Here is a 25,299-nt window from a genome sequence, read left to right on the forward strand (position 1 = left end):
GATTGAGATGGTCGCCCTCAAATCATTCCGCCATTCCGGCCCGTCGTTTGCCGATCTGGTGCCTTATGCCGGCCTCGTTGATAATGGCGTCATCCTGCTGAAAGACGGCTCCCTGATGGCCGGTTGGTATTTTGCCGGGCCGGATAGCGAGAGCTCGACCGACGCCGAGCGCAACGAGGTGTCGCGACAGATCAATGCCATCTTGTCGCGGCTGGGCTCGGGATGGATGATACAGGTCGAAACTATCAGGGTGCCAACTGGCGATTACCCGACCGAGACTGAAGCCCATTTTCCCGATCCGGTCACGCGCGCCATCGACGAAGAGCGGCGGATGCATTTCCAGAAGGAGAAGGGGCATTTTGAGAGCCGGCATGCTCTGATCCTAACCTGGCGGCCCCCGGAGCCACGGCGCTCCCGGCTGACGCGGTATATCTACTCCGACGCGGCGAGCCGCTCCGCCACCTATGCCGACAAGGCACTGACAAGTTTCCTCACCTCGATCCGGGAGGTCGAGCAGTATCTCGCCAATGTCGTGTCGATCCGTCGGATGGTGACACTGGAAACGTCGGAGCGCGGCGGCTATCGCGTCGCGCGCTACGACGAGCTCTTCCAGTTCATCCGTTTCTGCGTCACCGGCGAGAACCATCCGGTGCGCTTGCCGGACATCCCCATGTATCTCGACTGGCTGGTGACGGCCGAGCTGCAGCATGGCCTGACGCCGCTGGTCGAGAACCGGTTCCTCGGTGTGGTGGCGATCGACGGTCTGCCGGCGGAAAGCTGGCCGGGAATCCTTAACACGCTCGACCGGATGCCGCTCACCTATCGCTGGTCATCCCGCTTCGTCTTCCTCGACGCCGAAGAAGCACGGGCAAGGCTCGAGCGGACACGCAAGAAGTGGCAGCAGAAGGTACGGCCGTTCTTCGACCAGCTGTTCCAGACGCAATCACGCTCGGTCGATCAGGACGCCATGCTGATGGTGGCTGAGACTGAAGATGCCATTGCCGAAGCCTCCTCGCAGCTCGTCGCCTATGGCTATTACACACCGGTCATCGTCATCTTCGAAGAAGGCTCAGGTCGCCTCCAGGAGAAGTGCGAGGCGATCCGCCGCCTGATCCAGGCCGAAGGTTTTGGCGCACGGATCGAGACGTTGAACGCCACGGACGCCTTTCTCGGCAGTCTTCCAGGCATCTCCTACGCCAACATTCGCGAGCCGCTGATCAACACACGCAATCTCGCCGATCTCATCCCCCTGAACTCCGTCTGGTCGGGCAGTCCGAACGCGCCTTGCCCGTTCTATCCGCCGGCCTCGCCGCCCTTGATGCAGGTCGCGTCCGGATCGACGCCGTTCCGGCTGAACCTGCATGTCGACGATGTCGGACACACGCTGATCTTCGGGCCAACGGGCTCTGGCAAGTCGACGCTGCTGGCGCTGATCGCAGCGCAGTTCCGGCGTTATGCCGATGCTCAGGTGTTCGCCTTCGACAAGGGCAGCTCGATGCTGCCGTTGACCCTCGGTCTCAACGGCGATCACTACCAGATCGGCGGCGATATCGGTTCGTCGGCAAGTGGTGAGGTGAGGGCACTTTCCTTTTGCCCGTTGGCCGAACTATCGTCCGACGGAGACCGTGCCTGGGCGGCCGAGTGGATCGAGATGCTGGTGGCGCTGCAAGGTGTGACCATCACCCCGGACTATCGCAACGCCATCTCCAGGCAGGTGGCACTGATGGCGGAATCCCGCGGTCGCTCGCTGTCGGACTTCGTTTCCGGCGTGCAGATGCGCGAGATCAAGGACGCGCTGCATCACTACACCGTCGATGGCCCGATGGGCCAGTTGCTCGACGCCGAAGAGGACGGCCTGGCGCTTGGCCCGTTCCAGTGCTTCGAGATCGAAGAACTGATGAACATGGGCGAGCGCAATCTCGTCCCTGTTCTCACCTACCTTTTTCGGCGCATCGAGAAACGCCTGACCGGCGCTCCTAGCCTGATCATTCTCGACGAGGCCTGGTTGATGCTCGGCCATCCGGTGTTTCGCGACAAGATCCGGGACTGGCTGAAAGTTTTGCGCAAGGCCAATTGCGCTGTGGTCCTCGCCACCCAATCGATCTCGGATGCGGAGCGCTCCGGCATCATCGATGTGCTCAAGGAGAGCTGCCCGACCAAGATTTGCCTGCCGAACGGTGCCGCGCGCGAACCGGGCACGCGCGAGTTCTATGAGCGCATCGGCTTCAACGAGCGGCAGATCGAGATCGTCGCGACCGCCATTCCAAAGCGCGAATATTACGTCGTCTCGCCCGAGGGCCGAAGGCTCTTCGACATGGCGCTTGGTCCAGTGGCGCTTTCGTTCGTCGGGGCAACCGGCAAAAAAGACCTCAAGCGCATTCGCATTCTTCATTCCGAACACGGGGACGCTTGGCCTCTCCACTGGCTCCAGCAAAGGGGGATCGCCCATGCCGAAACACTCTTCCCGACCTTCTGAGACCTACCGTGCGGTGGTCATCGTGGCGACCGGCCTCGCAATAGCGACGCCAATCCAGGTTCAGGCCGGTGGTGTCACCGGACAGGCAACGGAATGGACACAGCTAGCCAACAATGCCGAGCTGATTTCGCTCGTCGGCAAGTCGGCCGAGCAGGTCAACAACCAGATTACCCAGATCTCGCAGCTTGCCGAGCAAATCCAGAACCAGATCAACATCTACAACAACATGCTGCAGAACACGGCGCGGTTGCCAAACCACGTCTGGGGCCAGGTCGAAAGCGATCTCAAGAACCTGCAAAATGTCGTCGAGCAGGGGCAGGGGATCGCCTTCTCGATGGGTAATATCGACGACGTGCTCAAGCAGCGCTTTCAAAGTTTTTCCGAGATGAAAAGCAACCTGCCCGACGGGGCAGGCTTCTCGTCCACCTATCAGAACTGGTCCGACACCAATCGCGACACGATCGCCGGTTCCCTGAAGGCCGCAAACCTGACGGCCGACCAGTTTTCGAGCGAGGAAAGCGCGATGTCGTCGCTGCGCTTGATGTCGGAAACGGCCGACGGGCAGATGAAGGCGTTGCAGGTCGGACATCAAATCGCCGCCCAGCAGGTCGCGCAGGTGCAGAAGCTACGGGGCCTGGTTTCCCAGCAGATAACGATGATGGGTACCTGGTTTCAGTCGGAGCAGGCACAAAAGGATCTCGCTCAGGCGCGCCGCGAGCAATTCTTCAGCGGAAGCGAGCATGACATCCGCGGCGGACAGACGATGGAGCCCCGCTGGTGAGCCCGCGCCTTTTCATCATCCTTGCTGTCGTCGGGATCATCGCGTCCGGTATCGTCGCCAGATGGATCGTTCAGCCGCCTGCGACACACCTGTCCAGAGCTGGCGAAGCGTCTCCGCAAGCTGCATTCAATGTAGACCGACGAGTTCACCGGGAAAAGTTCTTTGGCGGCGACACTACTCGGGACATAAGCGGCGGCAAGGAGATGAAGCCGAGATGGTGATCGTTCATCCTTCCCGGCGCGTGGAGCTCGCCTGCGTCGCGATCGGCCTCATCCTAATCGCGAGCACGCCGGCTATGGCGCAGCAAGGTCAAGTGCTCACGACCCTGGAAAACTCCGTCGTTGCGGCCGCCAAGGGCTGGGAGACGACGGTGATGAATGCAGCGCGTTCACTGTTCTGGATTCTGGCGGGCATCGAGTTTGGCATCGCCGCCGTATGGCTGGCGATCAACGCCGCGTCGCTCGATAGCTGGTTTGCCGAACTCGTCAAGCGCATCATGTTCATCGGGCTGTTTGCCTTCATCCTCAATGAGGGACCGGCATTTGCAAAGGTTGTCGTGGACAGCCTCTACCAGATCGGCGCTGGCGGTGGGTCAGCCTCTCCCGCCAACATTTTCGACGCCGGCATTCGCGTTGCGACCAAAATGTCAGAACAGGCGAAGTTTGGCCTCTTCGAGGATAACTCCCTGGCGATCGCCGCCGTCTTCGCCATGGTCGTGGTCGTCGTCTGCTTTTCGCTCGTTGCTGCGATCTTCGTCTCTGTCATGGTGGAGATGTATGTCGGCTTGCTCGCAGGCATGATCATGCTCGGATTGGGCGGTACATCTTATACCAAGGATTTCGCCGTCAAGTATCTGGTCTACGCCTTCTCGGTCGGCATGAAACTGATGGCGCTGGTGATGATTGCGAAGATCGGCTCGGACATCCTGTTGGGCCTGGCCGAGGCACCGACAGCCACCTCCGAGCAGTTTATCACTACGCTTGCCATCGCCGGTATTTCGGTCGTTGTCTTCGTCATCGCAATGTATGTGCCACCGATCCTTCAAGGCGTGGTCCAGGGTGCCTCCGTTTCCGGGGGCATGGAAGCCATCCGCCACGGCGGACAGGCCGCTTCGTTTGCGGCGGGTGCCGGCTATCTGGCGACGGCAGCAGCCAGCAGAGGTTTTCAGGCTGCAAGTGCGGCGAGGGCAGGAGGAGCGTCCCTCGGCAGTGCCGCCATGCGTGGCATGGAGGCCGGCATAGGCGGTGCGGCGGGCGCGGTCGGCTCCGCCGCCAAGGACAAGGCGATCGGGTCGCCTGGTGCCTATGCCGGATCGCTGCTCGGGCTTGCCAACGCCAAACTTGACCAGCAATCGGGTCGGACCGCATCGCTACCTCCACCACCGCCACTTAACAAGACCAAATAACTGGAGGCCGATCAGCCATGGCCGGACACAATCCGCTCGATAATCGCGACATTGCCAATCCCTATATCGCCGCGCGCAATGAATGGAACGAGCGCTATGGATCCTATGTCAGGTCCGCCGCCGCCTGGCGTATTGTAGGCATTGTCGGCATGACCATGGCGGTTATCGGCTTTGGCTATGCGCTTTACCAAAGCACGCAGGTCAAGCTCGTTCCCTATATCGTCGAGGTCGACAGGCTCGGCACATCAGTCAATGCCGGCTTTCCCCAGCAGATCGAATACGCCGATCCGCGTGTGGTGCGCGCAACCCTCGGCAGCTTCGTCTCTAATTTTCGGAGTGTGACGCCGGATGCGGTGGTGCAGAAGCAATATATCGATCGAACCTATGGACTGCTGAGGACAGCCGATCCGGCGACGGAAAAGGTCAATGCCTGGTTTCGCTCGAACTCGCCCTTCGAGAAAGCGAAGAATTCGACCGTTGCCATCGAGGTCAACAATATCGTCGCGCTCTCGAACCAGAGCTACCAGTTGGACTGGACCGAATTCGAGCGCGACCGGCGCGGCAAGGAAACGGCCGTCCGCCGTTTCCGCGGCATTGCGACCGTGACCCTGACGCCGCCGCAGGACGAGGGTGTCATCCGCCTGAACCCCATCGGTCTCTACCTCCGCGACTTCGACTGGACAGCACAGCTTTGAAAGGCATGGCCCCGAACATGATCATCCCGCGCACAAGAACACGGGCCACGCTGACAGGCGCTCTCGCCTCGGCACTGTTGGCGTATTCAGTGGTCGCTCCTCTGCATGCATATGCTGCCGATGGCGTCACAGCCAACGAAGCAAAAGGCATGGGCATCTCCACCCAGTGGCGTGGGTCCCGCGGCTTGGTGACCAAGGGCGCCGACGGAAAGGTGATCTTCCTTTATGGTGAGGTGCAGCCTTCCGTTGTCTGCTCACCGCTACAAGTTTGCGATATCGAACTGCAAGGCGGTGAGGTCGTCCGCGACGTTATGGTCGGCGACACGGTGCGCTGGAAGGTGGAGCCCGCAACTTCAGGTGCTGCCGGAGGACAGGCGATCCACCTGATCGTCAAACCGTCGGAGCCGGGTCTTGTGACCTCGATGGTGGTGACAACGTCGCGTCGCACCTATCACATCCAGCTCAAGTCACATTCGACGCAGTATATGGCCCGTGTTGGTTTCGAATATCCGGAGGATGTTTCGACAAAGCTCGCTGACATCAATGCGCGGCTCGAGGCGAGCACCATTCCGGGCGCGGGTGTCCCCGCCGAGCAGCTGAACTTCTCCTATTCTGTTTCGGGTAGCGCCGGCTGGCGGCCTACGCGTGTCTATTCCGATGGGCTGAAGACCTACATCCAGTTTCCTCGTTCGATTTCCGGCCAGGATGCGCCTGTTCTGTTCGTCACCTCCGGTGGGCAGAACCGGATTGTGAACTACCGGATGAAGGGCGACATGATGGTCGTCGACTACCATGTCGATCGCGCTGTGCTCGTTTCCGGCGTTGGCCGGAAACAGGAGAAGATCACGATCCGAAGGGGAGGGAGGTAATGGACATCCTTTTCTCCCGTCCGCGATTTTTTCGAGCCCTCCGCAATTCTCCCGCAGTCTGCACCTTCGCCATCCTTCTTTCCGGATGCCAGTCGATGGGGACTGACAGTGTCGTGGCCAGCAACGCGCCACCGGAAATCTCCGGTCCTGCGGCCAGCGCAATCGCCGGCGACATGGTGAGCCGCCTTGCCGAACAGATCGGGCCGGGAAAAGCGACCATTGCGCTCAAGACTGATACCTCGCCCTTCGGACAGGCGATGGAAGCGGCGCTGAAGGGATGGGGTTATGCCGTCGGTACGGACCAGAAGACAGATGGTGGCATGACGATCATCCCTCTCGCCTATGTGATCTTGACTGGCGATGGCCAGGTGCTCGCACGTCTTTCGACCAACAGCGTCGAGCTCGGCCGCGCTTATTCAATCACGGCAAACGGCGCGACGCCAGCGAGCGCCTTGTCGCTGATGCGGCGTGGGTGAGGGAGGATCACATGGTGCAATCTCTCAATCTCGGCGGCGCGCAAAACAGCCAGGCCCCATCCACTATCCGGCGGATCAACCGCCTGCCGATTGCCGTCATCATCGTTCTTGCGCTCGCGTTCCTTGGGGTCATCTTCTACGGGCTCGCATCCCGCGGACTGTACTTCGGCAAGGACAGTGGCCCGGAGACAAATTCGGGCAACCCCGCCTCGACGTTCGCCGACCAGATCAAACGCGGCGTCACCGATGGCATCATTGGAGAACCGCAGCAGCAAACCTCATTCCAGCCGACGCCGGTCGAGACAAAGCCGGCGGAAGACAAGACCAACAATCGCTTCACACCGCAGCCAGAGCAACGCGAGTCGCAGGAGCGCGGTCAGGACCTCGAAGCAGATACGGTTTGGCGGGCTCGTCTTCAGCGAGAACAACAGGAGCAGGTTCTGCGGGAGCAGCAGCGCCAGCGCATGGCCCGCCTGCAGGCGAACAACGCTGCCTATGATGCGCCGCTTGCCATCGATCGCGGCAAATTGGATTGGCGTGCTGAAACGCAAGATGCGACCGCAGACACGGCAACAAGAGCCGCAACGACGTCGGCAAGCACGGCAAGTGGTCCCGATCTCTATGCGGCCGCGTTGCGCGCCGGGCTCGGTGGTCAGAATGTTGATCCCAATGCCCAGGGCGCCAAGGAGGACTTCTTCAACACCGACCTGAAAGAGCTTGGCTACCTGCCGAACCGTGTTGTGCCCCAGCAATCGCCCTTTGAGCTAAAGCGCGGCTCCGTCATTCCGGCAACACTGATCACGGGCATCAATTCCGATCTTCCAGGCAGAATCACCGCGCAGGTGAGCCAGAACGTCTACGACAGTGCAACCGGCCACCGTCTGCTGATCCCGCAAGGAACGAAGCTCTTCGGTCGCTATGACAGCAAGGTGTCCTTCGGACAGAAACGCGTTCTCGTCGTGTGGACTGACATCATTTTCCCTGATGGATCGACCTTGCAGATCGGCGGCATGTCAGGGACCGATGCGCAAGGGCATAGTGGTTTCAGCGACAAGGTGAACAATCATTATTTGAAAACGTTCGGCTCGGCGGTGCTGATTGCCCTGATCGGGACCGGAATCGACATGGCCGTTCCGGAAAGTTCGACGCTCGCGACCCAGGACACGGCCTCGGATGCAACGCGTCGGAATTTTGCCGAGACCTTCGGGCGCGTTTCTGATCTGACCATCCAACGGAACATGGATGTTCAGCCGACTCTAGAAATCCGGGCAGGCTACAAGTTCAACGTCCTTGTCGATCAGGACATTATTTTTCAAGTATCTAAAAACTAAAAAAAATTCTGATTTGATCCCGTTCGAAGTGACGACGAGGGGAAATAGGAAGCGATAAGATCATCACATTCGAGATGGGGCGGATCGGTCCGCCCCTGATCGCATTCAAAATCAAGAGTCGGCTTCACAACAACTTTAGCGATATTTTTCCTATTACGACGATAACTTTAACACAGAAACTTGCGAGCCGCCCGTAAGAGAGTCAGCGATTCTCTGGACCGTCGTCTAATAAAGCCGGGTCAAAATACGATCATTGACCCCAGCTTTACGCTGCTGCTGCAAGCAATCCGGCGCTCGTTGGAGGCCGGGTCGCGAATTGCCCCACCATTTGAGCCAGCAGTTCAGTTTCATTTAAGAGAGTTTGAGACGCCGCAGTTGTTTCCTCGACCATAGCAGCATTCTGTTGGGTGACCTTATCCATCTCGTCACCGGCGTTGGAAACCTCCCGCAGACTGACGGCCTGTTCCCGCGCCGCCACCGCAATCTTGTCTATGATGACGCTGATGCCGCCGACCTGCTCGCAGATGTCTTTGAGCGATATGCCCGTTGCATCGACGAGTTTGACGCCGGCTGTAACCTGAGCCGTCGATGTTGAAATCAACACCTTGATCTCGCGAGCGGCACTTGCAGATCTTTGGGCAAGCTCGCGCACTTCCTGTGCAACGACGGCAAAGCCTTTGCCAGCTTCCCCGGCACGAGCGGCCTCGACCCCTGCGTTGAGCGCAAGCAAATTCGTCTGGAATGCGATTTCGTCGATGACGCCAATGATATTGCCGATCTTCGTTGAGGAATCCTGAATTTCGCTCATCGCGCTGATGGCACGGTCCACCACCGCTCCGCCGCTTTCCGCGTTTGTCTTGGCGAGCGCAACCGTCTTTTGGGCGTGGGCTGCGCCATCGGCGGTGCTGTTGATGCCGGTGGCCACCTCGCCTAGGGCGGCCACGGTTTCTTCAAGGGAGGCGGCCTGCTGTTCCGTCCGGCGGGCAAGATCATTGGATGCGCTTGATATTTCGGATAACCCGGACTGAATCGTGCCAACGCTGAGGATGACAGCGCCGATCGCCTCTTCCAACGTGGAAACGGCACTATTAAAATGATCTCTGATACGCTCGTATCGGGAATCGACTGATCCTATGCGCGCCGTCAGATCCCCCTTGGATAGAGCGTCCAGGCCACCGGAAATCTGTCGGAACGCATGCTCCATCGCTTGCGCCTCTGTCACACGCTCGGCTTCACGTTCAATCCGCAGATTTTCCGCTTGCTGCCTTTCGCGACCTGTTTCGGCTTCGGCATTTATCCGGGCGCGGTCGTTTTCTTGAAACACCTGCAGAGCACCGATCATCTCACCGATTTCGTCATCGGTCTTCGCGAGCTTCAGATGCGTATCGGGTTCCCCCTTTGCCAGACGCGCCATTGCCTGAGCAACCTGCATCATCGGCCGCGCAACGGATCGGACCATGAAGAGCGCAATGGCCATAGCCAGGACAAGGCTGAACAGGCCGGCGCCCCACATCCAGGATGTGCCCTGACTACCCTGGAGTTCTGATTTCGAGGCAATTTCGCCTGCGATTTCAACAATCCCGTCGGTGACACTCTGCGATGTCGACACGACTAGGGAAGCCTGCTGATCGAACGACGCCAAATTCTTCTTCATAGCGTCGAAAGTCTCGCCCAGTTGGGCAAGACTGGCGGTCATGTCATTGCCGGTCGTCTTCGCCAGCATTCCACCAAAGGCTGCTGCCTTCTTCAGGCCTGCCGCCACTATGGCTTCAGCTTCAAAAGAAGGCTGGAGGCGGTATCGCTCCACTTGAACAAGAATATCTTTCAAGACATTGCTGAAATTGCGTGCAGTACCGGAAACGATACGAGCCTTTGATCGAGCCTTATCTTTTTCGCTCTTGGCGGCCAGTTCCGTTTCTGCGGATTTACGTAGCACCTCGTCCAGCTTCTGAGAGGCGGTTGAAATGTTTGAGAACAGTGAGAAGTCCTGTGTCGAGGAAAAAGCTGCGCCATTATCTTTCGAAATGGCGGTTTGAATCTCCGCGAAGGTCGTCTCCAAGCTGCTGACAATCGGCTGTATATCAGGTGTTCCTCCTAGCTTGACAACTTCAGTCAAGCCGGCCTGAGCTCGAGCCATTGGTTCCGCGATCTGATCGGTCGATATCCGTCCACCCTGCGCGGAGGCCTTCACAAGCGCTAACTCGACTGCATTGACCCCTTCGCTGAAATTGCTAGCATTTTGCATAAGGATACGGATGGTGTTCAGGCTGATCAGCGCGTTGTTCGAATTGGTCTCGGCCTGGTTGGCGATATCCTGTGCACTCTTTTCAGCCTGATCAGCCAAGGAAACCATGCTTCCGGTGTTGTCGCGCAGAGAGATGGCTGTTTTCTGGACAGCATCCTGAGAAGCTCCTAGAGCTCTAACCGCATTTGACATCATCGAAATGCTGGCTGAGAGCTGAGAGCTTTCTTCTTTTGACAAAGCTAGCGACGCGAGTGTCGCCTGCGCTTTCTCGAGAGCGCTGGCTGCTTCATCAATGCGTTGGGGTTCTTTGCTGACAAGATACTGGATAATGGCCCCTTCGGCCTTGTTGGCTCCAATCAGGACCTTTGAAGTATCCACCGTTTGAGACACGGCACCTGTCAGGCTTCCTATACCACGGATCCCGACATATGCGACCAGCACGACCGACATGAGCAGTAATGCCATCCCAGTTGTTGTTCTGAAACCTATAGATTTCATCTTCTGGGATAATTTCATGCTTCGACCTCTTCCCTGCAACACAATGCTGCCCCAGCATCGAACGCTAAGGGAAATGAATAAAAAACTGCTTAAACCCGTCAAAGATCGTTTGAAATCCTGACGCTCACAAACTTGAAGCCGTTTATCGAGAAGGTCGCTCAGGCAAGACAAGATTGCAATTGTAGTGAAACACTGGGTGCTGCAAGAAATCTTGGTTAGTTTGCAGCAGTATCATTACCACGGATATGTACCGCTCGCGATTCAAGGAGGGATTGGGGGGCTGCTCGTAAGCGCGATAGTCCTCGCGCCCCACTCCAGGATATGTTGAGCCGTGGCGCAACTACCTATTGGTGTCGAAAGTTCTGGGGCTTACGAGATTTTATATTGATCGTGGATATTATAGTTGATCGGAGGCGTCTCAGCTCGCTGACGACGTCACGTCTGGTTGCTCTTTGCTTCATCATTTCCCATTTATCTAATTGCTGTTGAATGTCTGCATTGCTGCTATAGCTGGAGAAAACCATCTCGCGGTCGCAACGCGAGACACAAGCCCATTTTGAAGCAGCCGGATTGAGAGTTATCAATCCCTGGGCCGCGTAAGCCTTTAGAATTACAGGTCGCTGGTTCGAGTCTCATCAAGAGCAGTATACGGACGTCGATACGAAATGCTTAATTACTTTGTCAGCCTACAGCTTTGCCTTTGGACCTAGCATCGTCTTCTTTGGCCTGAGCAGCCGATGCCCGCGCCATCCTATTGATAGCCTCTTCAAGTAGCGTGCGGGGGCAGCCGAAATTGACTCGCAGGTGGTTGGAAACGTTCGCTCCAAATTCGGATCCTGCACTGAAGCCGATTTTGCCGTGTTTCAGGTAAAAGCTTTGTGGATCGGTCGGAAGGTTGAGGGCAGAGCAGTCGAGCCAGGCCAAAAAAGTCGCTTCAGGTTTTATCATCTTTATCTGTGGGAAGCGTATGGCGATCTCTTGCGAGAGGAAATCGCGGTTGGACTCGATATAGGCCAACATCTCCGTTTTCCAGACATCCGCATGACTATAGGCCGCCAAGGTGGCCTCGAGGCCGAGTATGTTGACGCTGTCGACCATGCCCAAGCGAGACTGCACGTATTTTTCGCGCATATCTCTGTTTTGAACAATGGCAAAGGCAGTCTTCAAACCAGCGATATTATAGGTTTTTGCCGCTGACATCAGCGTGATCGTCCGGCTTGCTGCATCAGACGAAAGCGAGGCAATGGGGACATGCTTTCTGCCGTCCAACAGCAGATCGCAATGAATTTCGTCGGAGATGATTAGCGTGTCATTGCTTTCGCAAAGCCCGGCAATTGCTTCGACTTCGCCACACGTGAAGGCTTTGCCTGTGGGGTTCTGCGGATTGCAAAACAACAAGGCCTTGGACTGCTTAAGCTTAGCGGAAAAATCGTCCAGATCGATTTTGTAGCCACCGTTAGTGGCGACCAGCGGCGCATCAATTCGCTTCATGTCCCAATGGCCGGGGGCATTGAGGATCGGGCGATACACCGGTGTTTGCACCAGCACACCATCGCCCGGCGAAAGCAGGGCTTTCAGCGCCATATTGAAGCCGGGCTCTACGCCCGGCAGGAAGACGATGTCTTCAGGCGTGATCGTCCAATCATATTTGGTTTGCAGATCGGCCACGATACAGGCGCGCAACTCGTCACGCGCGACGCCGTAACCAAGACAAGGATGTTCCAGGCGGGATTTAATGGCATCGACAATTTCAGGGGCAGATGGAAAGTCCATGTCAGCCACCCACATAGGCAGGATATCCGGTCCATATTTGCTCCATTTGGAGCTTCCGGTCCCGCGGCGCTCAACAACTTTGTCGAAATCAACCATTCTGATCAGAACCCCTTGATCATGCCACCGTCCACCCGGATGGCCGAACCCGTTACATAGCTGGCCTGCGCGCTGGCAAGGAAGACCGCGACTGCGGCAAATTCTTCCGGCTTGCCGTAACGGCCCGCCGGGATTTCGGCGCGAGAGGCGTCTTGCACGGCTTCAACCGTCTTTGATGTTTTCTCCGCCTTGCCTGCATCTAGTTCACGCACGCGGTCGGTATCGATCCGGCCGGGCAGGATCATGTTGACGGTGATGCCATGGCTAGCAACCTCGCCAGCCAGTGTTTTCGACCAACCGGCCACCGCAGCGCGGATGCCGTTGGAAAGGGCCAGATTGGGAATGGGCTGCACGACACCGGAGGAGCCGATGGTGATGATGCGACCCCATTTGCGCGCAATCATGCCTTCCAGCATGGCGTCGGTCACTGTAAAAATGGAGGTTGCCATGCTGTCGAAGGCGTTGGCCCAGCTTTCTTTCGACTGGCCGGCGGCCGGTCCGGCTTTGGGGCCACCGGAATTGTTGACGAGAATATCGACGCCACCTGCTGCCGTAACGTTCGCGATCATGGCAGCGACGGAAGTCGCGTCGGAGAGATCGACCGTCAGTGGCGTGATGTTGTCGGTCTTTTCCATGGCGGCCACGTTGCGGGCTGCGGCGAAGACTTTGACGCCTTCAGCCGCAAGCCCTTTGGCGATGGCGGCACCCAAACCACGGCTTGCGCCCAGAACGAGGGCGGTTTTGCCGGAAATCAGAAAATCCATTATTTCAAAGCCTCAAGTTTGTGTTTCTGACGCTCGATCAGCCGTTCGACTTCAGCGATGGCCTGTACGTTTAGAGATGCGCCCGGGCGGCGCTGGGTAGCACTGGCAATTGCACCACGCTTGGCCAGGACATATTTGCGGATGGCGAGGCCCAGGCTCGGTTGTTGTTCGTAACGCATCAGCGGCAGATAGGCGTCAAACAAGTCCTGTGCAGTGTCATAGCGCCCCTCATTGCTCAGGCGGCAGACCTCCACCATCATTTCGGGATAGGCAAAGCCGGTCATTGCGCCATCGGCTCCGCGCTGCATCTCTTCCGGCAAGAACACACCAGCATTGCCGCACAGGATCGAAGTCCGGCGGCGACCCTTGGCTTCGGCATTGCGCAGATCGGTGATCTTTTGCAGGCCCGGCCAGTCTTCATGCTTGAGCATGACGATGCTGGGATGCGCTTCGAAGATGACGCCAAGCGTTTTCGAGGAAATTTGCACGCCAGTAACGAGCGGGAAATCCTGCAAGACGACCGGAACGTCGGTGCCTATTGTCTCAACGACGTTGCGGTAATAGCCGATGATCTGTTCGTCTGTGCGCAGGCTGGATGGCGGTGCGACCATGACGCCTGCCGCGCCCATGTCCATCACGGCTTTCGTCAATTCGCTAATCGCGGCCAGCCCCGGTGCGGAGACACCGACGACCACAGGCTTGTCGCCCGAGCGTGCCAGCGTCTGGCGGGTGATGGCGATGGACTCGGCCTGCGTCAGCTTCGGGGCTTCGCCCATCATGCCAAGGATGGTCAGACCGTCTGCGCCCTTGTCGTAATAGAAATCCACCATGTTATCGATGCTTGTCACATCGACTGCGCCATCATCGGTGAAGGGAGTGCAGGCAATGACGAAAACGCCCGACGTCTGGTTGTTGATCAATGGCATCTCATTCTCCTTTAAGCTTCAAACCAGCTGGATGTGCCGCGAGAAACGTACTGCCCGTCACCGGCTGCATTGACGATGTCGGCACCATCCCACGCCAGCTTGCCGCCGACATAGGTGCGCACCACGCGAACTGAAAATTCGCGGCCGTCGAAGGGGCTCCAGCACAGTTCATCATGGGCTTTTGACGAGTCCCAGATCTGCGCTTCGGCCTTCAGAATGGCGATGTCGGCATCCGCCCCGACACGCAATGTGCCCTTTTCGGGCCAGAGGCCGAAGAATTTTGCGGGCCGTTCGCAGAGTTGCTCGATCGTCATCATCGCAGCATCGTAACCGCGTATTTCCGCGCCGGTGTAGAAAGCCGGAAGCAGAGTTTCGAGACCCGGCACACCAGCGCCCGCGTCGAAAATGGACGGCGTGAATTTGTTGTCGACCGGCCAGCTGGAATGATCCGAGCTTACGAAGGCGACACGACCGTCCGCCACATCCTCCCACAGTGCCTCGATCTGGCCGGGGCGGATGGGTGGGTTGACCTTCATTTTTGCGCCGAGTTCGGGGCCGTCGATTTCCGGGTCCAGCCAGAGATAGTGCACGCAGAGTTCACCCGTGGCGCGGAAACCATCCAGCAAATAGTTTTCGACAATGTCGAAGCCCCGTGTCGTCGTGAGGTGAACGATATGCGCGTGGGCGCCTGCGGCTGCACCCAGTTCCAGAAATTGCGCCGTTGCGGCCATTTCCGCCGCCGGTGGCCTGCTTTCGGAATGCGCCTCAATGCCATCACGTCCAGCGGCCTTGGCGGCTGCAATACGCGCGCGCACGATTCCCTGATCTTCATTGTGCACGCCAAGAGGAATATCCGTATCGGCAAGGGCGGAGAAGATTTCCAGTGTCTGGTTGGATGCGATACGGGGAAAGCGCGTCGGGCTGCTTTCGAAGGTCGAAATCTTGAAAGCCACCACACCACCGGCAATCAGCCCTTCGATCTCCTCGGTGGACTGATCCGGCATGACGGTGGCGTAGAGCGCCACGTTACAATGGGCGTGCTCTTCGATCGCTGCGATCTTGGCATCAAGCCGCGCTAAGGAATTCAGCGGATCTGGATTGTCATAGGGCATATCCACGATGGTGGTAATGCCGCCAGCCACCGCCGAGCGCGTGGTCGATGCGATGCCCGGAAGGCCACCATAGCTACAGGCATGGGTCTGGCCATCGATGACGCCCGGAATGATCATGTCGTCACCAGCGTCAAACCGCTCCATAGCATCTGGAACGTGGCCACTACCGATGGCGGCAATCTTTCCATCCTTGATGGCGATCCAGCCGTTTTCCAGCGGGCCATCCGGCAGAACCACGGTGCCGGTTATCACGATATCATGGCTCATAATGCATGCCTTCCATATTTCAGGTTCAAAGTCGTACATGCCAGCGCAACGCCAGCCTGAACCGGATCGATAACGGGAAGCCCGAGTGTTTCTTCCAGCGCATGACGGTATCCGCCAAGGCCCGCACAGCCGAGAATGATGACATCAGCACCGTCTTCATCTCTCAGTATTTTGGCGGTGCGCGAAACGATGTCCACGACGTCTCCCGCCATCAGCTCGACCACCGTCTTGTCGATGGAGCGGTCTCCAGCAAGGCGACCGTCGAAGCCCAGATGTTTGAGATAGCGCACGTGCCGGTTGATAGAGGATTGGCCGAGGGAGATGATGCCGAAGCGCTCACCAAGGCCAAGGGCCGCCAGATAGGCCGCTTCGGCAATGCCGACGACGGGTCGCGTCGTCGTTTTTCTGACCGTTGCAATGCCGGGATCGGAGAAGCAGGCAAGCACGAAGGCATCGGCTGAGGCCTCGTTCACGGCTTCGACTATGTTGGGAATGACCTCACCCACATGGGCGTCCGTCTCGATACCGGGCGGGGATTTGGCAAGTTCCGTACAACGGATGCTGTGTCGGGTGGCATCGCGGACGAGACCAAGGCAGGCCTCCATGGAGCGTGTGACAGAGACGGAACTGTTGGGATTGATGACCAAAATCTCTGACAAGGCGATACCTGCGGCGTGGACGAATACGACGATTGTATCCGTTAAATATATTACGTAGTATATCAGTGCGTCGTTGGTTGTCAAAGTTCTGTTGGTGATGAGGCCATGGCGCAATCGGTGCATAGCAATGCCCGGATGCCTGACCTATGTTGAACCTGCGAGCATTAACGGATGGCGTAGCCGCAAAACTGGAGATTGGCTTTGAACAGAGCGGATGTGTCGGGGGAGAAGCGCAGCAAATCTCTGACCGAGAAGGCTTACGCCATCTTGCGGGAGCGCATCATCACCGGAGAACTGGCGCCGGGCATGGATGTGTCCGAGCCGGAGCTTGCCGAGCAGCTTTCCGTCAGCAAGACGCCGGTGCGCGAGGCGCTTGCACGGCTTTGCGTCGAGGGTTTCATGGAAGCCTATCCGCGTCGGGGCTACCGCGTCACGCCTGTCACCGTGAAGGATATGAACGACCTTTTTGCCATTCGCGGCATGCTGGAAGGGACTGCGGCGGCGCTTGCGGCCAAGAATCTTTCCAATGAAGAGCTCGACGCGCTCGATCAGCTGGCGGATGTGAGCTACGTGATCGGTGAGGAGATCAGCACGAAAACCTTCGTGGATTCCAATCAGGAATTTCATTCTGCCATTGCCCGTGGTTCCCGCAATCCTCGCCTCTATGCGCTGGTGATGAGCCATCTTGAGGAATGTGCGCGGCTTTTCTACATGGGCGCGCGCGTTCGCGACATCAATCCGGAAACCAATGTTGATCATCATCGTATTGTGGCGGCTCTGCGCAAGCGTGATTCCGATCTCGCGCGGCAGGTTATCGTGGAGCACAACGAGAACACCCGGAGTGGCATCCTCGGCGCACTGATCGCAACCGGGCAGGGCGGATTGACACTCTAAGTCTCCGTTCCCGCGCAAATCTTGGCGCATGCGCTGACCTCTCAGGCGACCTTGACGAGATGGCCGGGTGCTGGCTCTGCATAGCGTGCCACCACCGGTACATAATCTACCGGACGCACCGTACTGCCAATCTCTCCGCCTTCCACCACTTTCCGCAAATGGCGTCTGGCGGGATCGGCAATCGGAACGGCACTGAGTAACCTCTTTGTATAGGCATGCTGCGGATTGCCGAATATCTGCGCGCGGGTGCCGATCTCGACGATCTCGCCCAGATACATGACTGCGACCCGATGGCTGACGCGCTCTACCACCGCCATGTCATGGCTGATGAAGAGATAGGCTATTTTCAGCTGCTCCTGCAATTCCATCATCAGGTTGACGACTTGCGCCTTGATCGAGACATCGAGTGCAGAGACGGCTTCATCGGCCACGATGAGGCCTGGATTGAGCGTCAATGCGCGGGCAATGCTGATGCGCTGGCGCTGGCCGCCCGAGAATTCGTGTGGAAAGCGCTTGGCCATATCGGCCTGCAATCCCACGCGGACCAGCAGGTCCGTCGCCCTGTCGCGGGCGTGTTTGGTCGAGGCCAAACCATGCGACACCAGCGGCTCCATGATGGCTTCACCTACGCGCATGCGCGGGTTGAGGCTGGAGAAGGGGTCCTGAAAGATCATCTGCATATGCTGGCGTTGCTTCGAAAGTGCAGCGGGTGTGAGGGAACGAACATCCTGTCCATTGATGCGGATGGTACCACTGACCGGCTCGATTAGACGCAGCACAGACCGCCCGGTGGTGGACTTGCCACAGCCGGATTCACCGACGAGCGCCAGCGTTTCACCCTCATGCAGATCAAACGAGATATTCTCGACGGCATGAACGCGCCCGCTCACACGTCCGAGAATGCCGGATTTAATATCGAACCGGGTAATCAGATTGCGGACTTCCAGGATCGGTGGCGTGTTTGCGGGTATGGTGCCCGCGATCTCGCGCTCGGCTGAGGGGACGCCTGTATCCGTATCGGTCAGTGGAAACGTGGCCGGATAGTCGTGGCCTTCCATCGAACCCATCCTTGGCACCGCAGAGAGCAGCGCCTTGGTATAGACATTGGCGGGTTGGGCAAAAATCTGTTCCGTCTTGCCGGTTTCGAGCGCGCGGGAGCGGAACATGACCACGGTCCGGTCTGCAATTTCGGCCACAACACCCATGTCATGGGTGATGAAGAGGACAGCCATGTTCTCCTCATCCTGCAAGGATTTGATCAGTTGCAGGATTTCCGCCTGAACGGTGACGTCGAGAGCCGTCGTCGGCTCGTCGGCGATCAGCAGTTTCGGGCGACAGGCCAGTGCCATGGCAATCATGATGCGCTGAAGCATGCCGCCAGAAAGCTGGTGCGGATATTCGTCAAAGCGGCCGGATGCGGCGGGTATGCGTACACGCTCGAGAAGCCTCACCGTCGCCGCCCGCGCCTCGGTCTTGGAGATGCCGCGATGCCGGATGATCGATTCGGCAATCTGACGGCCCACCGATAGGACGGGGTTGAGCGATGTCATCGGCTCCTGGAAAATCATCGCAATATCATTGCCGCGAATGTCCTGCATCTGCCGCTCGGGAAGCGACAGCAGGTCGGTTTCGCCAAGCCTGACGGTGCCTGTCACGCGCGATGTGCGCTCCGGCAACAGTCGCATGATCGACATGGCCGTGACGCTTTTGCCAGAACCTGATTCGCCGACAATTGCCACTGTCTCACCGGCATCGATGCTGAAACTCACATCATTGACCACGGAGTTCCAGATGCCATTGCGGCGAAATGCGGTTGTCAGATTCTCGACCGAAAGGACTGTCAAATTTCGATACTCCGGCTCACGACAGACGCATTGCAGCGTGGAGATGATCGAATGTCAATAAAAATATCTCTTAGAATACTACGTGAGATATTTATTGCTTGTCATCCTTTTCGCAGTGGGTGATTTACCACGATAAGAGAGGTAGACTCCTTCCAGCCCTGATATTCGGAGATCACCATGTCTGACACGACGCGCATTTCGGTTCTTTTGACGCCAGCACAGTTGCAAGAAATGTTGTCGTCTGGTGCGGATGTCACAGTCATCGCCGTGCACTCCATTAACCCCTATACGGGCCAGAACTCGTTCAAGGGGCAGCGGATCAAAGGCGCTATAGATACGCAAGCCTATACCGATTTTCAGTCTCCTGCGAGCGTCGAAGGGGGGCAGAGACCCCTGCCTGACATTGCAGAGCTTCAGGCCAAGGCACGCAGTTGGGGTCTGCGACCTGACAGTACCATCGTCATTTACGATGCTGACCGCAGCATGACGGCGGCGCGCGCGTGGTGGGTCTTGCGCTGGGCAGGCCTGCCGGATGTGCGGGTACTGGATGGTGGTTTTCCAGCGTGGATTGCGGCGAATATGCCGGTGACGGATGAAAGCACGACACCGGTGCCGAGCGACATCGTTCTGTCGACGGGACATATGGCAGAACTCGATGCCGATGCGGCATTGAAGCTGGCGACTGACGGGGTTCTTCTCGATGCGCGCATCCGGTCCAATTACATTGGCGGGAAAGTCCCGCCCGGCCAGCCACCACGCGGGCATATTCCCCATGCAGTGAGCGCACCAGCGCCGGACAATGTTACTGACTACGGAAATTTCACAGACGGAGAGACATTGCGCGAAATGTATCGGGCGCTGGGTGCCGATGGCAACAAACCGGTCGGTGTCTATTGCGGGGCGGGAATGTCGGCTGCACACACGGTTCTGGCGCTTGCCTCCATCGGCATCAAAGCGGCCATGTATTCCGGGTCATGGTCTGCCTGGGTCAGCGATCCAACGCGCCCTGTCGTCACCGGTGCCTATCCTGGTTGAGCAAATCTGACGCTCAGATTTTGCTCAAATCCCGCTGAAGACACAATAATATTTCCTCTTTTGCACAATGAATAAGCAATATTAGCTATTTGTTCAAATTGCTTGCAGGTCACCTTTACAGTCTAAAAAGCGATGATATATTTCGTGGAATATCAGAGGCGCGAGCCGCGATTATACTGACAGCATGAAGCCAGCAGAGGCTGCACAATGCCTCGATCAGACCGCGAAAGGGTCGTGCCCATGAAACTCTTTAAAGGACTAGCCGCCGCGGCCTTTGTGGCTGTTCCGCTGTTTGTAGGCGCGGTCAACGCGCAGAGTGATGACCAGTTGAAGACACTCGTCATCGCCGTCCCATCCGATCCCGTCAGCTTAGAGCCCGGTACCAACAAGGCCGAACCGATCGGCAGCGAGATCATTCTCAATGTTTTCGATACGCTGGTTGCCTGGACTGCGCCGGACTTCAAGGCGTTAGAAGGCCGACTGGCGTCCAGCTGGACTGTGTCTGCCGACGGTAAAGAGTTCGACTTCAAAATCCGCGAAGGCGTCAAGTTTCAGGACGGCACGCCTTTTGATGCTGCTGCAGTTAAGTTCTCACTGGAGCGTACCAAGGCCACAAATTCCTACGTCAAGGCAACCTTCGGCCTCATCAAGGACATCGCGGTCGTTTCACCCACAGAAGTGAAGATCAGCCTCACAGAGCCTTATCCGGCCTTCCTCTCCATTCTGGCGCAGCCGCAGTCGGCCATCGTCAGCCCTGCTGCCGTCGAGAAGTTTGGCGACAAATTTGCTGCCAACCCGGTCGGTACCGGCCCCTTTGCCTTCAAGAGCGCACAGGCCGATACCAATGTGGTGTTGGAAGCCAATCCGGATTACTTCCGTGGTGCGCCGAAGCTTTCGCGCATCATCTACCGCGTCATCCCGGAGGCCTCGACTCGGCGTCTGGAGCTTGAAAGCGGCGGCGTCGATGTGGTGCAGCAGCAGGGCCAGCTTTCCGCCATTGCGGCTGAAGACATTGCGGCACTCAAGTCCAATGCCGATGTGAAGATTCTTGAGGCACCCAGCCAGATCATCCGCCAGCTGGAATTCAACAACAGCAGGAAAGACGGTCCGTTTGCGGATATCCGCGTACGTCAGGCCGTCGCCCATGCCATTGATTATGATGGCCTGCTGGAAGGCGTGTTCGGTGGCACTGCCGAACGCGTCTATGGTCCACTGACCACCAACAGCTGGGCGTTCGATCCGAAGATCAAGGATCTGGCGCTGAATTATGACCCTGAAGCTTCGAAGAAGCTGCTCGCGGAAGCAGGTGTCGATGCCTCCACAATCCAACTGAAGCTTTACAGTTTCCAGGGCCCGCTCTGGGCAGCCGTTGCCACCTTTGTGCAGGCCAATCTGGCCGATATCGGCATCAACGCCACCATCGAGCAGACCGAGTTCCCGGCTTACCGCGCCCTTCAGACCGCAGGCCAGTTCGATGCAGCACTTGATGGTCGCCAGCCCTGGTACAACGATCCGGATGCGCACATCACTATCGGATACTTATCGTCGCTCGCCAACTCGGCTATGACGTTCCGTATGCCGGAAGACAAGGCCCTGGACGATCTGATCCTGAAAGCGCAGCAGACTGTGGATGTCCCGGCACGCACGGCATTGTATCATCAGGTGCAGGAAGAAATCGTCAAGCGCGTTCCCGGCGTCTATCTCTTCAGCCCCAAGCTGATCGTTTTCCAGCGCGCCAATGTCGAAGGCCTCGTCGTCAACAGTGCACCGCCACTCAATGAATATTGGGGCGTGTCCAAGAAGTAAGCCTTTCCGGGCGCGCTCCCTGCGCGCCCGACGATCCGATCTGAAACGGGAAACCGGTGCAGATCATTTTTAGATGATGTGAGTGGGCAGGGAATGGCCAGTTTTATTACACGCCGGTTGATCGCCTTGATACCTGTCATGTGTATCGTGCTGGTCATCGTGTTCTTGCTGGTGCGGTTCATTCCCGGCGATCCGGCAGTGACCTTGCTTGGCCCCGGCGCGACGCAGGAGCAAATCGACGCGTTGCGGGCGCAGCTGGATCTGGATCAGGCGTTTCCGGTTCAGTTTTTCAACTACGTCACCGGCTTGTTGCAAGGCGATTTCGGAGTGTCCTTGAAAACCGGGCAGCCGGTGGCGCACGAAATTCTCACACGCCTGCCTGCCACGATAGAGCTTTCGGTTCTGGCCGTCATCGTTGCCATCATCATCGGCATTCCCATCGGCGTTCTATCAGCCACGCGTCCGAATTCGACATTCGACCACATCACACGTGTCGTTTCGCTGGTGGGCGTTTCGATGCCAGCCTTTCTTCTGGCGCTGATCCTGCAATTGGTGTTCGCCACCTATCTCGGTTGGCTGCCGGTCTCGGGCCGCATGAGTTCCTTCATCACTGCTGAATCGGTAACGGGATTTGCCATTCTGGATGGCATCATCACCTGCAACTGGGCCGCTGCGTGGAGCGCCCTGCAACATCTGATCCTGCCCACCGCCGTACTGGCTGCTTTTCTCGGAGCGACGCTTGGCCGCTTCGTGCGCAACACCATGCTGGAGGTGATGGGCGAGGATTTCATTCGCACGGCCAAGGCCAAGGGCTTGCGCCGCGCGGATGTCATTTTGGGCCACGGTTTGCGCAATTCCCTGTTGCCGGCCATCACTGTCGTTGGTCTGAAATTTGCGGAAATGCTGGGTGGCGCGATCCTGACCGAAACGATTTTCGCATGGCCCGGCATTGGCCGTTACATGTTTGAGGCGATCAAGAATCGCGATTATCCGGTCATTCAAGGCACGACACTGGTGTTTGCGCTGCTGTTCGTCTTTACCTCCATCGTGGTCGATGTTCTCTACGGAGTTCTGGACCCGCGTGTCCGCAAGAAGATGAAGTGAGCCGGATGTCAGAGTTTTCCAACTTCCTGCGCAAAAACACGCTGGCTCTGGCGGGCAGCATCATTCTGCTGATGCTCGTCTGCGTCATCGTGTTTGGGCCGATGATTTCGCCCTATTCGCCAACCAAGCTGGATGTGCTGCACAAGCTGGCCGCGCCGAGTTTCGAGCATTGGCTTGGCACTGATGCCTTCGGACGCGATATCTTTACCCGCATCATGTACGGCGGTCGCGCAACGCTGGCGATTGGGGTGGGCGTCGTGGCCATCGCCTTTGCCGTTGGCGTGACCATTGGCATGCTGGCGGGCTTTCTCGGGGGCTGGTTCGATAGTGTCTTTATGCGCATCGTGGATGCCGTTCTTGCGTTTCCAGCGCTCGTGCTGGCCATTGCGCTTGCGGCCGCCTTCGGCCCAAGCCTTGAAAATGCGATGCTGGCCGTTGCCATTACGCTTGCCCCGCAATTTGCCCGTGTTGCTCGCAGCCAGGCGCTCAGTATTTCCGTCAAGCCCTATGTCGAGGCGGCAATTTCACTTGGGCTACCGACACCGCGCATCCTGTTCCGATATGTTTTCGTCAACGGGCTTGGCCCACTGCTGGTGCAATCCACGCTGGCGCTTGGCAGTGCCATTCTGCAAACCGCAAGTCTCGGCTTTCTAGGCCTTGGCGCGCAGCCGCCCATGGCGGAGTGGGGTGCCGATGTGTCTGCCAACCTGCAATTCGTGCGCAGTGCTGCCTGGGTGGCACTTGCACCCGGCATGGCGATCCTGCTCGCAGTGCTGTCCTTCAATCTGATCGGCGACTCCCTTGCCGATTGGTTCAACCCGCGCCGTCGCAACGAACTCGACTGAGGCAACCATGTCCACTCTGACTATAGTCCTCGAAAAAGTCGATTTCCTGCCACCGGCACGGGTGACGGATGACACCAGTATTCTGACGCTGAAAAATCTTGTGTTCGAACCGCTGCTGAAATGGAGTGACGGCGAGGTCTTGCCCGCCCTGTTCTCGCATTGGACGCACAGACCGGATGGACGCGAATGGCACTTCGTCATTCGCGAAGGCGCTGTGTTCCATGACGGTAAGCCTTGTGTCGCTTCCGATATCACCGACTTCATCGATGGCATTCTGGAGGCCGTGGACACGTTCGGCATGAAATGGTCCTATGCCCGCTATCTTGCCGATGCCGAGATCGCGGCGGATGGTGACGGAGCGATTGTGGTGCGCAACCCGCATCCCATCGCCGATATTCTCGATATCTTCTCCGAGTTTTATATTTGCCGCTTCGCGCCTGACGGCACGCCGGTTCTGGGTACGGGGCCATTCCGCGTTCTGAATTTCGAAACCAAGGTCCGAACTGAACTAGAGCGGGTGTCCGGTAATGCAGAACCGCAGCGCATCATTGCGCTTTGCGAGCCTTCCGCCGATAAACGTTACGCACTGGTGAAATCCGGCAAGGTTGATGCTGCGCTCAATCTTGAGCGTGTCGAGGGCCAGCTGGAGTTCGATGACGCCCTCCAGTGGGACAAGGCCGTCAACACGTTGTCGGTCATGTATTATCTCAATTGCAGCGAGGGCATTTTCCGCTCACCCCAGGCACGGCTTGCCGCCAATCATGCCGTCGATACCGTGGCTATCTGCCGTGAAATATTCGGTGATCTGGCCGTGCCGTCGTCCAGCATCGTCAGTCCGTTTCATCTCGGTATGAGAACGGCCGGGCTTTCACCGATCGCCTATGATCCCGACCGAGCACGCGCCTTGCTGGCTGAGGCGGAGGGAGACCGCAAGATCACGTTGCGCACGCCCACCTTCATGCCGGAGCGGGCACCGGAGATCAGCCGGTTCGTAGCCAAAGCGCTTGAGGCGGTCGGATTCGAGGTAGAAATCGAGATCGAAACCGACCGGCCTGAATATGCCCGCCAGATTGGCCGCAAAGAGATGGGTGATCTGGCGATCTTCGATTCCTCGCCACACAGCACGTACCGTATTCTTAACGACAAGATATCGAGTGTAACGAAGGCCGTTTGGTGGCAGGGTTATGACGATCCCGAAGCGGAACGGCTGATCGCGCTGGCCAACGCGGCAGCGGAGCCGGATGCGCGGGAGCGTGCCTATGCCGCGTGCCTGACCTATCTCAACGCCAACCCGCCCTGGCTTTATCTGGCGCATCCCGTCGATGTTTTCGCGGCGCGAAAGGACATCGCCGGCCTTTCGATCGATCACAAGGGCGCGCTGACGATTGCCTGAACACG

The 25,299-nt window shown here is 57.9% G+C and carries 21 protein-coding genes; 14 read left to right on the forward strand and 7 right to left on the reverse strand.

Annotation, left to right across the window (positions count from 1 at the left end; genetic code table 11):
- Positions 1 to 7 precede the first annotated feature (7 nt).
- From RRU01S_RS20505 to trbI, 8 genes are read left to right on the forward strand one after another with little or no spacing between them, the layout of a single operon-like run.
- Positions 8 to 2,476, forward strand: coding sequence for a conjugal transfer protein TrbE (locus tag RRU01S_RS20505; protein ID WP_045232086.1), 2,469 nt, complete (start codon positions 8 to 10; stop codon positions 2,474 to 2,476).
- Positions 2,448 to 3,257 (forward strand): P-type conjugative transfer protein TrbJ, encoded by an 810-nt coding sequence (gene trbJ, locus RRU01S_RS20510; protein WP_045232087.1) that lies wholly within the window; start codon positions 2,448 to 2,450, stop codon positions 3,255 to 3,257. The genes RRU01S_RS20505 and trbJ overlap by 29 nt, the downstream gene beginning before the upstream one ends.
- Complete coding sequence (gene trbK / locus RRU01S_RS20515; protein ID WP_045232088.1) at positions 3,254 to 3,478, forward strand: entry exclusion protein TrbK; 225 nt, start codon at positions 3,254 to 3,256, stop codon at positions 3,476 to 3,478. Before trbJ ends, trbK begins: the two co-directional genes overlap by 4 nt.
- Positions 3,472 to 4,662 carry a P-type conjugative transfer protein TrbL gene (trbL, locus tag RRU01S_RS20520; RefSeq protein WP_045232089.1) on the forward strand — a complete coding sequence of 397 codons (1,191 nt, stop codon included), beginning with the start codon at positions 3,472 to 3,474 and terminating at the stop codon, positions 4,660 to 4,662. The genes trbK and trbL overlap by 7 nt, the downstream gene beginning before the upstream one ends.
- A gap of 17 nt (positions 4,663 to 4,679) precedes the next feature.
- On the forward strand, positions 4,680 to 5,357 hold the full coding sequence (locus tag RRU01S_RS20525; protein WP_045232090.1) for a conjugal transfer protein TrbF: 678 nt from the start codon (positions 4,680 to 4,682) through the stop codon (positions 5,355 to 5,357).
- A 17-nt stretch (positions 5,358 to 5,374) separates the two neighbouring features.
- Positions 5,375 to 6,226 (forward strand): P-type conjugative transfer protein TrbG, encoded by an 852-nt coding sequence (gene trbG / locus RRU01S_RS20530; protein WP_045232178.1) that lies wholly within the window; start codon positions 5,375 to 5,377, stop codon positions 6,224 to 6,226.
- Positions 6,226 to 6,702 (forward strand): conjugal transfer protein TrbH, encoded by a 477-nt coding sequence (gene trbH, locus RRU01S_RS20535; protein WP_045232091.1) that lies wholly within the window; start codon positions 6,226 to 6,228, stop codon positions 6,700 to 6,702. The genes trbG and trbH overlap by 1 nt, the downstream gene beginning before the upstream one ends.
- A gap of 11 nt (positions 6,703 to 6,713) precedes the next feature.
- A complete protein-coding gene (gene trbI, locus RRU01S_RS20540; protein ID WP_045232092.1) occupies positions 6,714 to 8,033 on the forward strand; it encodes an IncP-type conjugal transfer protein TrbI in 1,320 nt (439 codons plus the stop codon).
- Between the two features lie 265 nt (positions 8,034 to 8,298).
- Here trbI and RRU01S_RS25080 read toward each other — a convergent pair whose 3' ends face one another.
- The 6 genes from RRU01S_RS25080 to RRU01S_RS20570 form a co-directional block, all read right to left on the reverse strand.
- Positions 8,299 to 10,794 carry a methyl-accepting chemotaxis protein gene (locus tag RRU01S_RS25080; RefSeq protein ID WP_234936194.1) on the reverse strand — a complete coding sequence of 832 codons (2,496 nt, stop codon included), beginning with the start codon at positions 10,792 to 10,794 and terminating at the stop codon, positions 8,299 to 8,301.
- A gap of 663 nt (positions 10,795 to 11,457) precedes the next feature.
- Complete coding sequence (locus tag RRU01S_RS20550; RefSeq protein WP_045232093.1) at positions 11,458 to 12,645, reverse strand: MalY/PatB family protein; 1,188 nt, start codon at positions 12,643 to 12,645, stop codon at positions 11,458 to 11,460.
- Between the two features lie 5 nt (positions 12,646 to 12,650).
- Positions 12,651 to 13,409, reverse strand: coding sequence for an SDR family oxidoreductase (locus tag RRU01S_RS20555; RefSeq protein WP_045232094.1), 759 nt, complete (start codon positions 13,407 to 13,409; stop codon positions 12,651 to 12,653).
- Positions 13,409 to 14,335: a dihydrodipicolinate synthase family protein gene (locus RRU01S_RS20560; RefSeq protein ID WP_045232095.1), complete on the reverse strand. Its 927-nt coding sequence runs from the start codon at positions 14,333 to 14,335 to the stop codon at positions 13,409 to 13,411. The genes RRU01S_RS20555 and RRU01S_RS20560 overlap by 1 nt, the downstream gene beginning before the upstream one ends.
- 11 nt (positions 14,336 to 14,346) lie before the next feature.
- Complete coding sequence (locus RRU01S_RS20565) at positions 14,347 to 15,714, reverse strand: dihydroorotase (RefSeq protein ID WP_045232096.1); 1,368 nt, start codon at positions 15,712 to 15,714, stop codon at positions 14,347 to 14,349.
- Positions 15,711 to 16,373 carry an aspartate/glutamate racemase family protein gene (locus RRU01S_RS20570; protein ID WP_045232180.1) on the reverse strand — a complete coding sequence of 221 codons (663 nt, stop codon included), beginning with the start codon at positions 16,371 to 16,373 and terminating at the stop codon, positions 15,711 to 15,713. Before RRU01S_RS20570 ends, RRU01S_RS20565 begins: the two co-directional genes overlap by 4 nt.
- A gap of 201 nt (positions 16,374 to 16,574) precedes the next feature.
- Between RRU01S_RS20570 and RRU01S_RS20575 the strand changes: the two genes are divergently transcribed.
- On the forward strand, positions 16,575 to 17,267 hold the full coding sequence (locus RRU01S_RS20575; protein WP_045232097.1) for a GntR family transcriptional regulator: 693 nt from the start codon (positions 16,575 to 16,577) through the stop codon (positions 17,265 to 17,267).
- Between the two features lie 41 nt (positions 17,268 to 17,308).
- On the opposite strand, the gene RRU01S_RS20580 is transcribed toward RRU01S_RS20575, so the two are convergent.
- Positions 17,309 to 19,111, reverse strand: a complete 1,803-nt coding sequence (locus tag RRU01S_RS20580; RefSeq protein WP_045232098.1) for an ABC transporter ATP-binding protein — start codon at positions 19,109 to 19,111, stop codon at positions 17,309 to 17,311.
- Between the two features lie 177 nt (positions 19,112 to 19,288).
- Between RRU01S_RS20580 and RRU01S_RS20585 the strand changes: the two genes are divergently transcribed.
- The 5 genes from RRU01S_RS20585 (at position 19,289) to RRU01S_RS20605 (ending at position 25,294) form a co-directional block, all read left to right on the forward strand.
- Positions 19,289 to 20,146 (forward strand): sulfurtransferase, encoded by an 858-nt coding sequence (locus RRU01S_RS20585; RefSeq protein ID WP_045232099.1) that lies wholly within the window; start codon positions 19,289 to 19,291, stop codon positions 20,144 to 20,146.
- 240 nt (positions 20,147 to 20,386) lie between these two features.
- Positions 20,387 to 21,952, forward strand: coding sequence for an ABC transporter substrate-binding protein (locus RRU01S_RS20590; RefSeq protein ID WP_052816166.1), 1,566 nt, complete (start codon positions 20,387 to 20,389; stop codon positions 21,950 to 21,952).
- A 93-nt stretch (positions 21,953 to 22,045) separates the two neighbouring features.
- Entirely contained in the window at positions 22,046 to 23,056 is a 1,011-nt protein-coding gene (locus tag RRU01S_RS20595; protein ID WP_045232100.1) for an ABC transporter permease, read from the forward strand.
- Between the two features lie 5 nt (positions 23,057 to 23,061).
- The gene (locus RRU01S_RS20600) at positions 23,062 to 23,901 is read left to right on the forward strand and encodes an ABC transporter permease (protein WP_045232101.1); all 840 of its coding nucleotides are present in this window, start codon (positions 23,062 to 23,064) and stop codon (positions 23,899 to 23,901) included.
- A 7-nt stretch (positions 23,902 to 23,908) separates the two neighbouring features.
- Positions 23,909 to 25,294, forward strand: a complete 1,386-nt coding sequence (locus RRU01S_RS20605; protein WP_081880145.1) for an ABC transporter substrate-binding protein — start codon at positions 23,909 to 23,911, stop codon at positions 25,292 to 25,294.
- Positions 25,295 to 25,299 lie beyond the last annotated feature (5 nt).

Source organism: Agrobacterium rubi TR3 = NBRC 13261 (assembly GCF_000739935.1).
GTDB lineage: Bacteria > Pseudomonadota > Alphaproteobacteria > Rhizobiales > Rhizobiaceae > Agrobacterium > Agrobacterium rubi.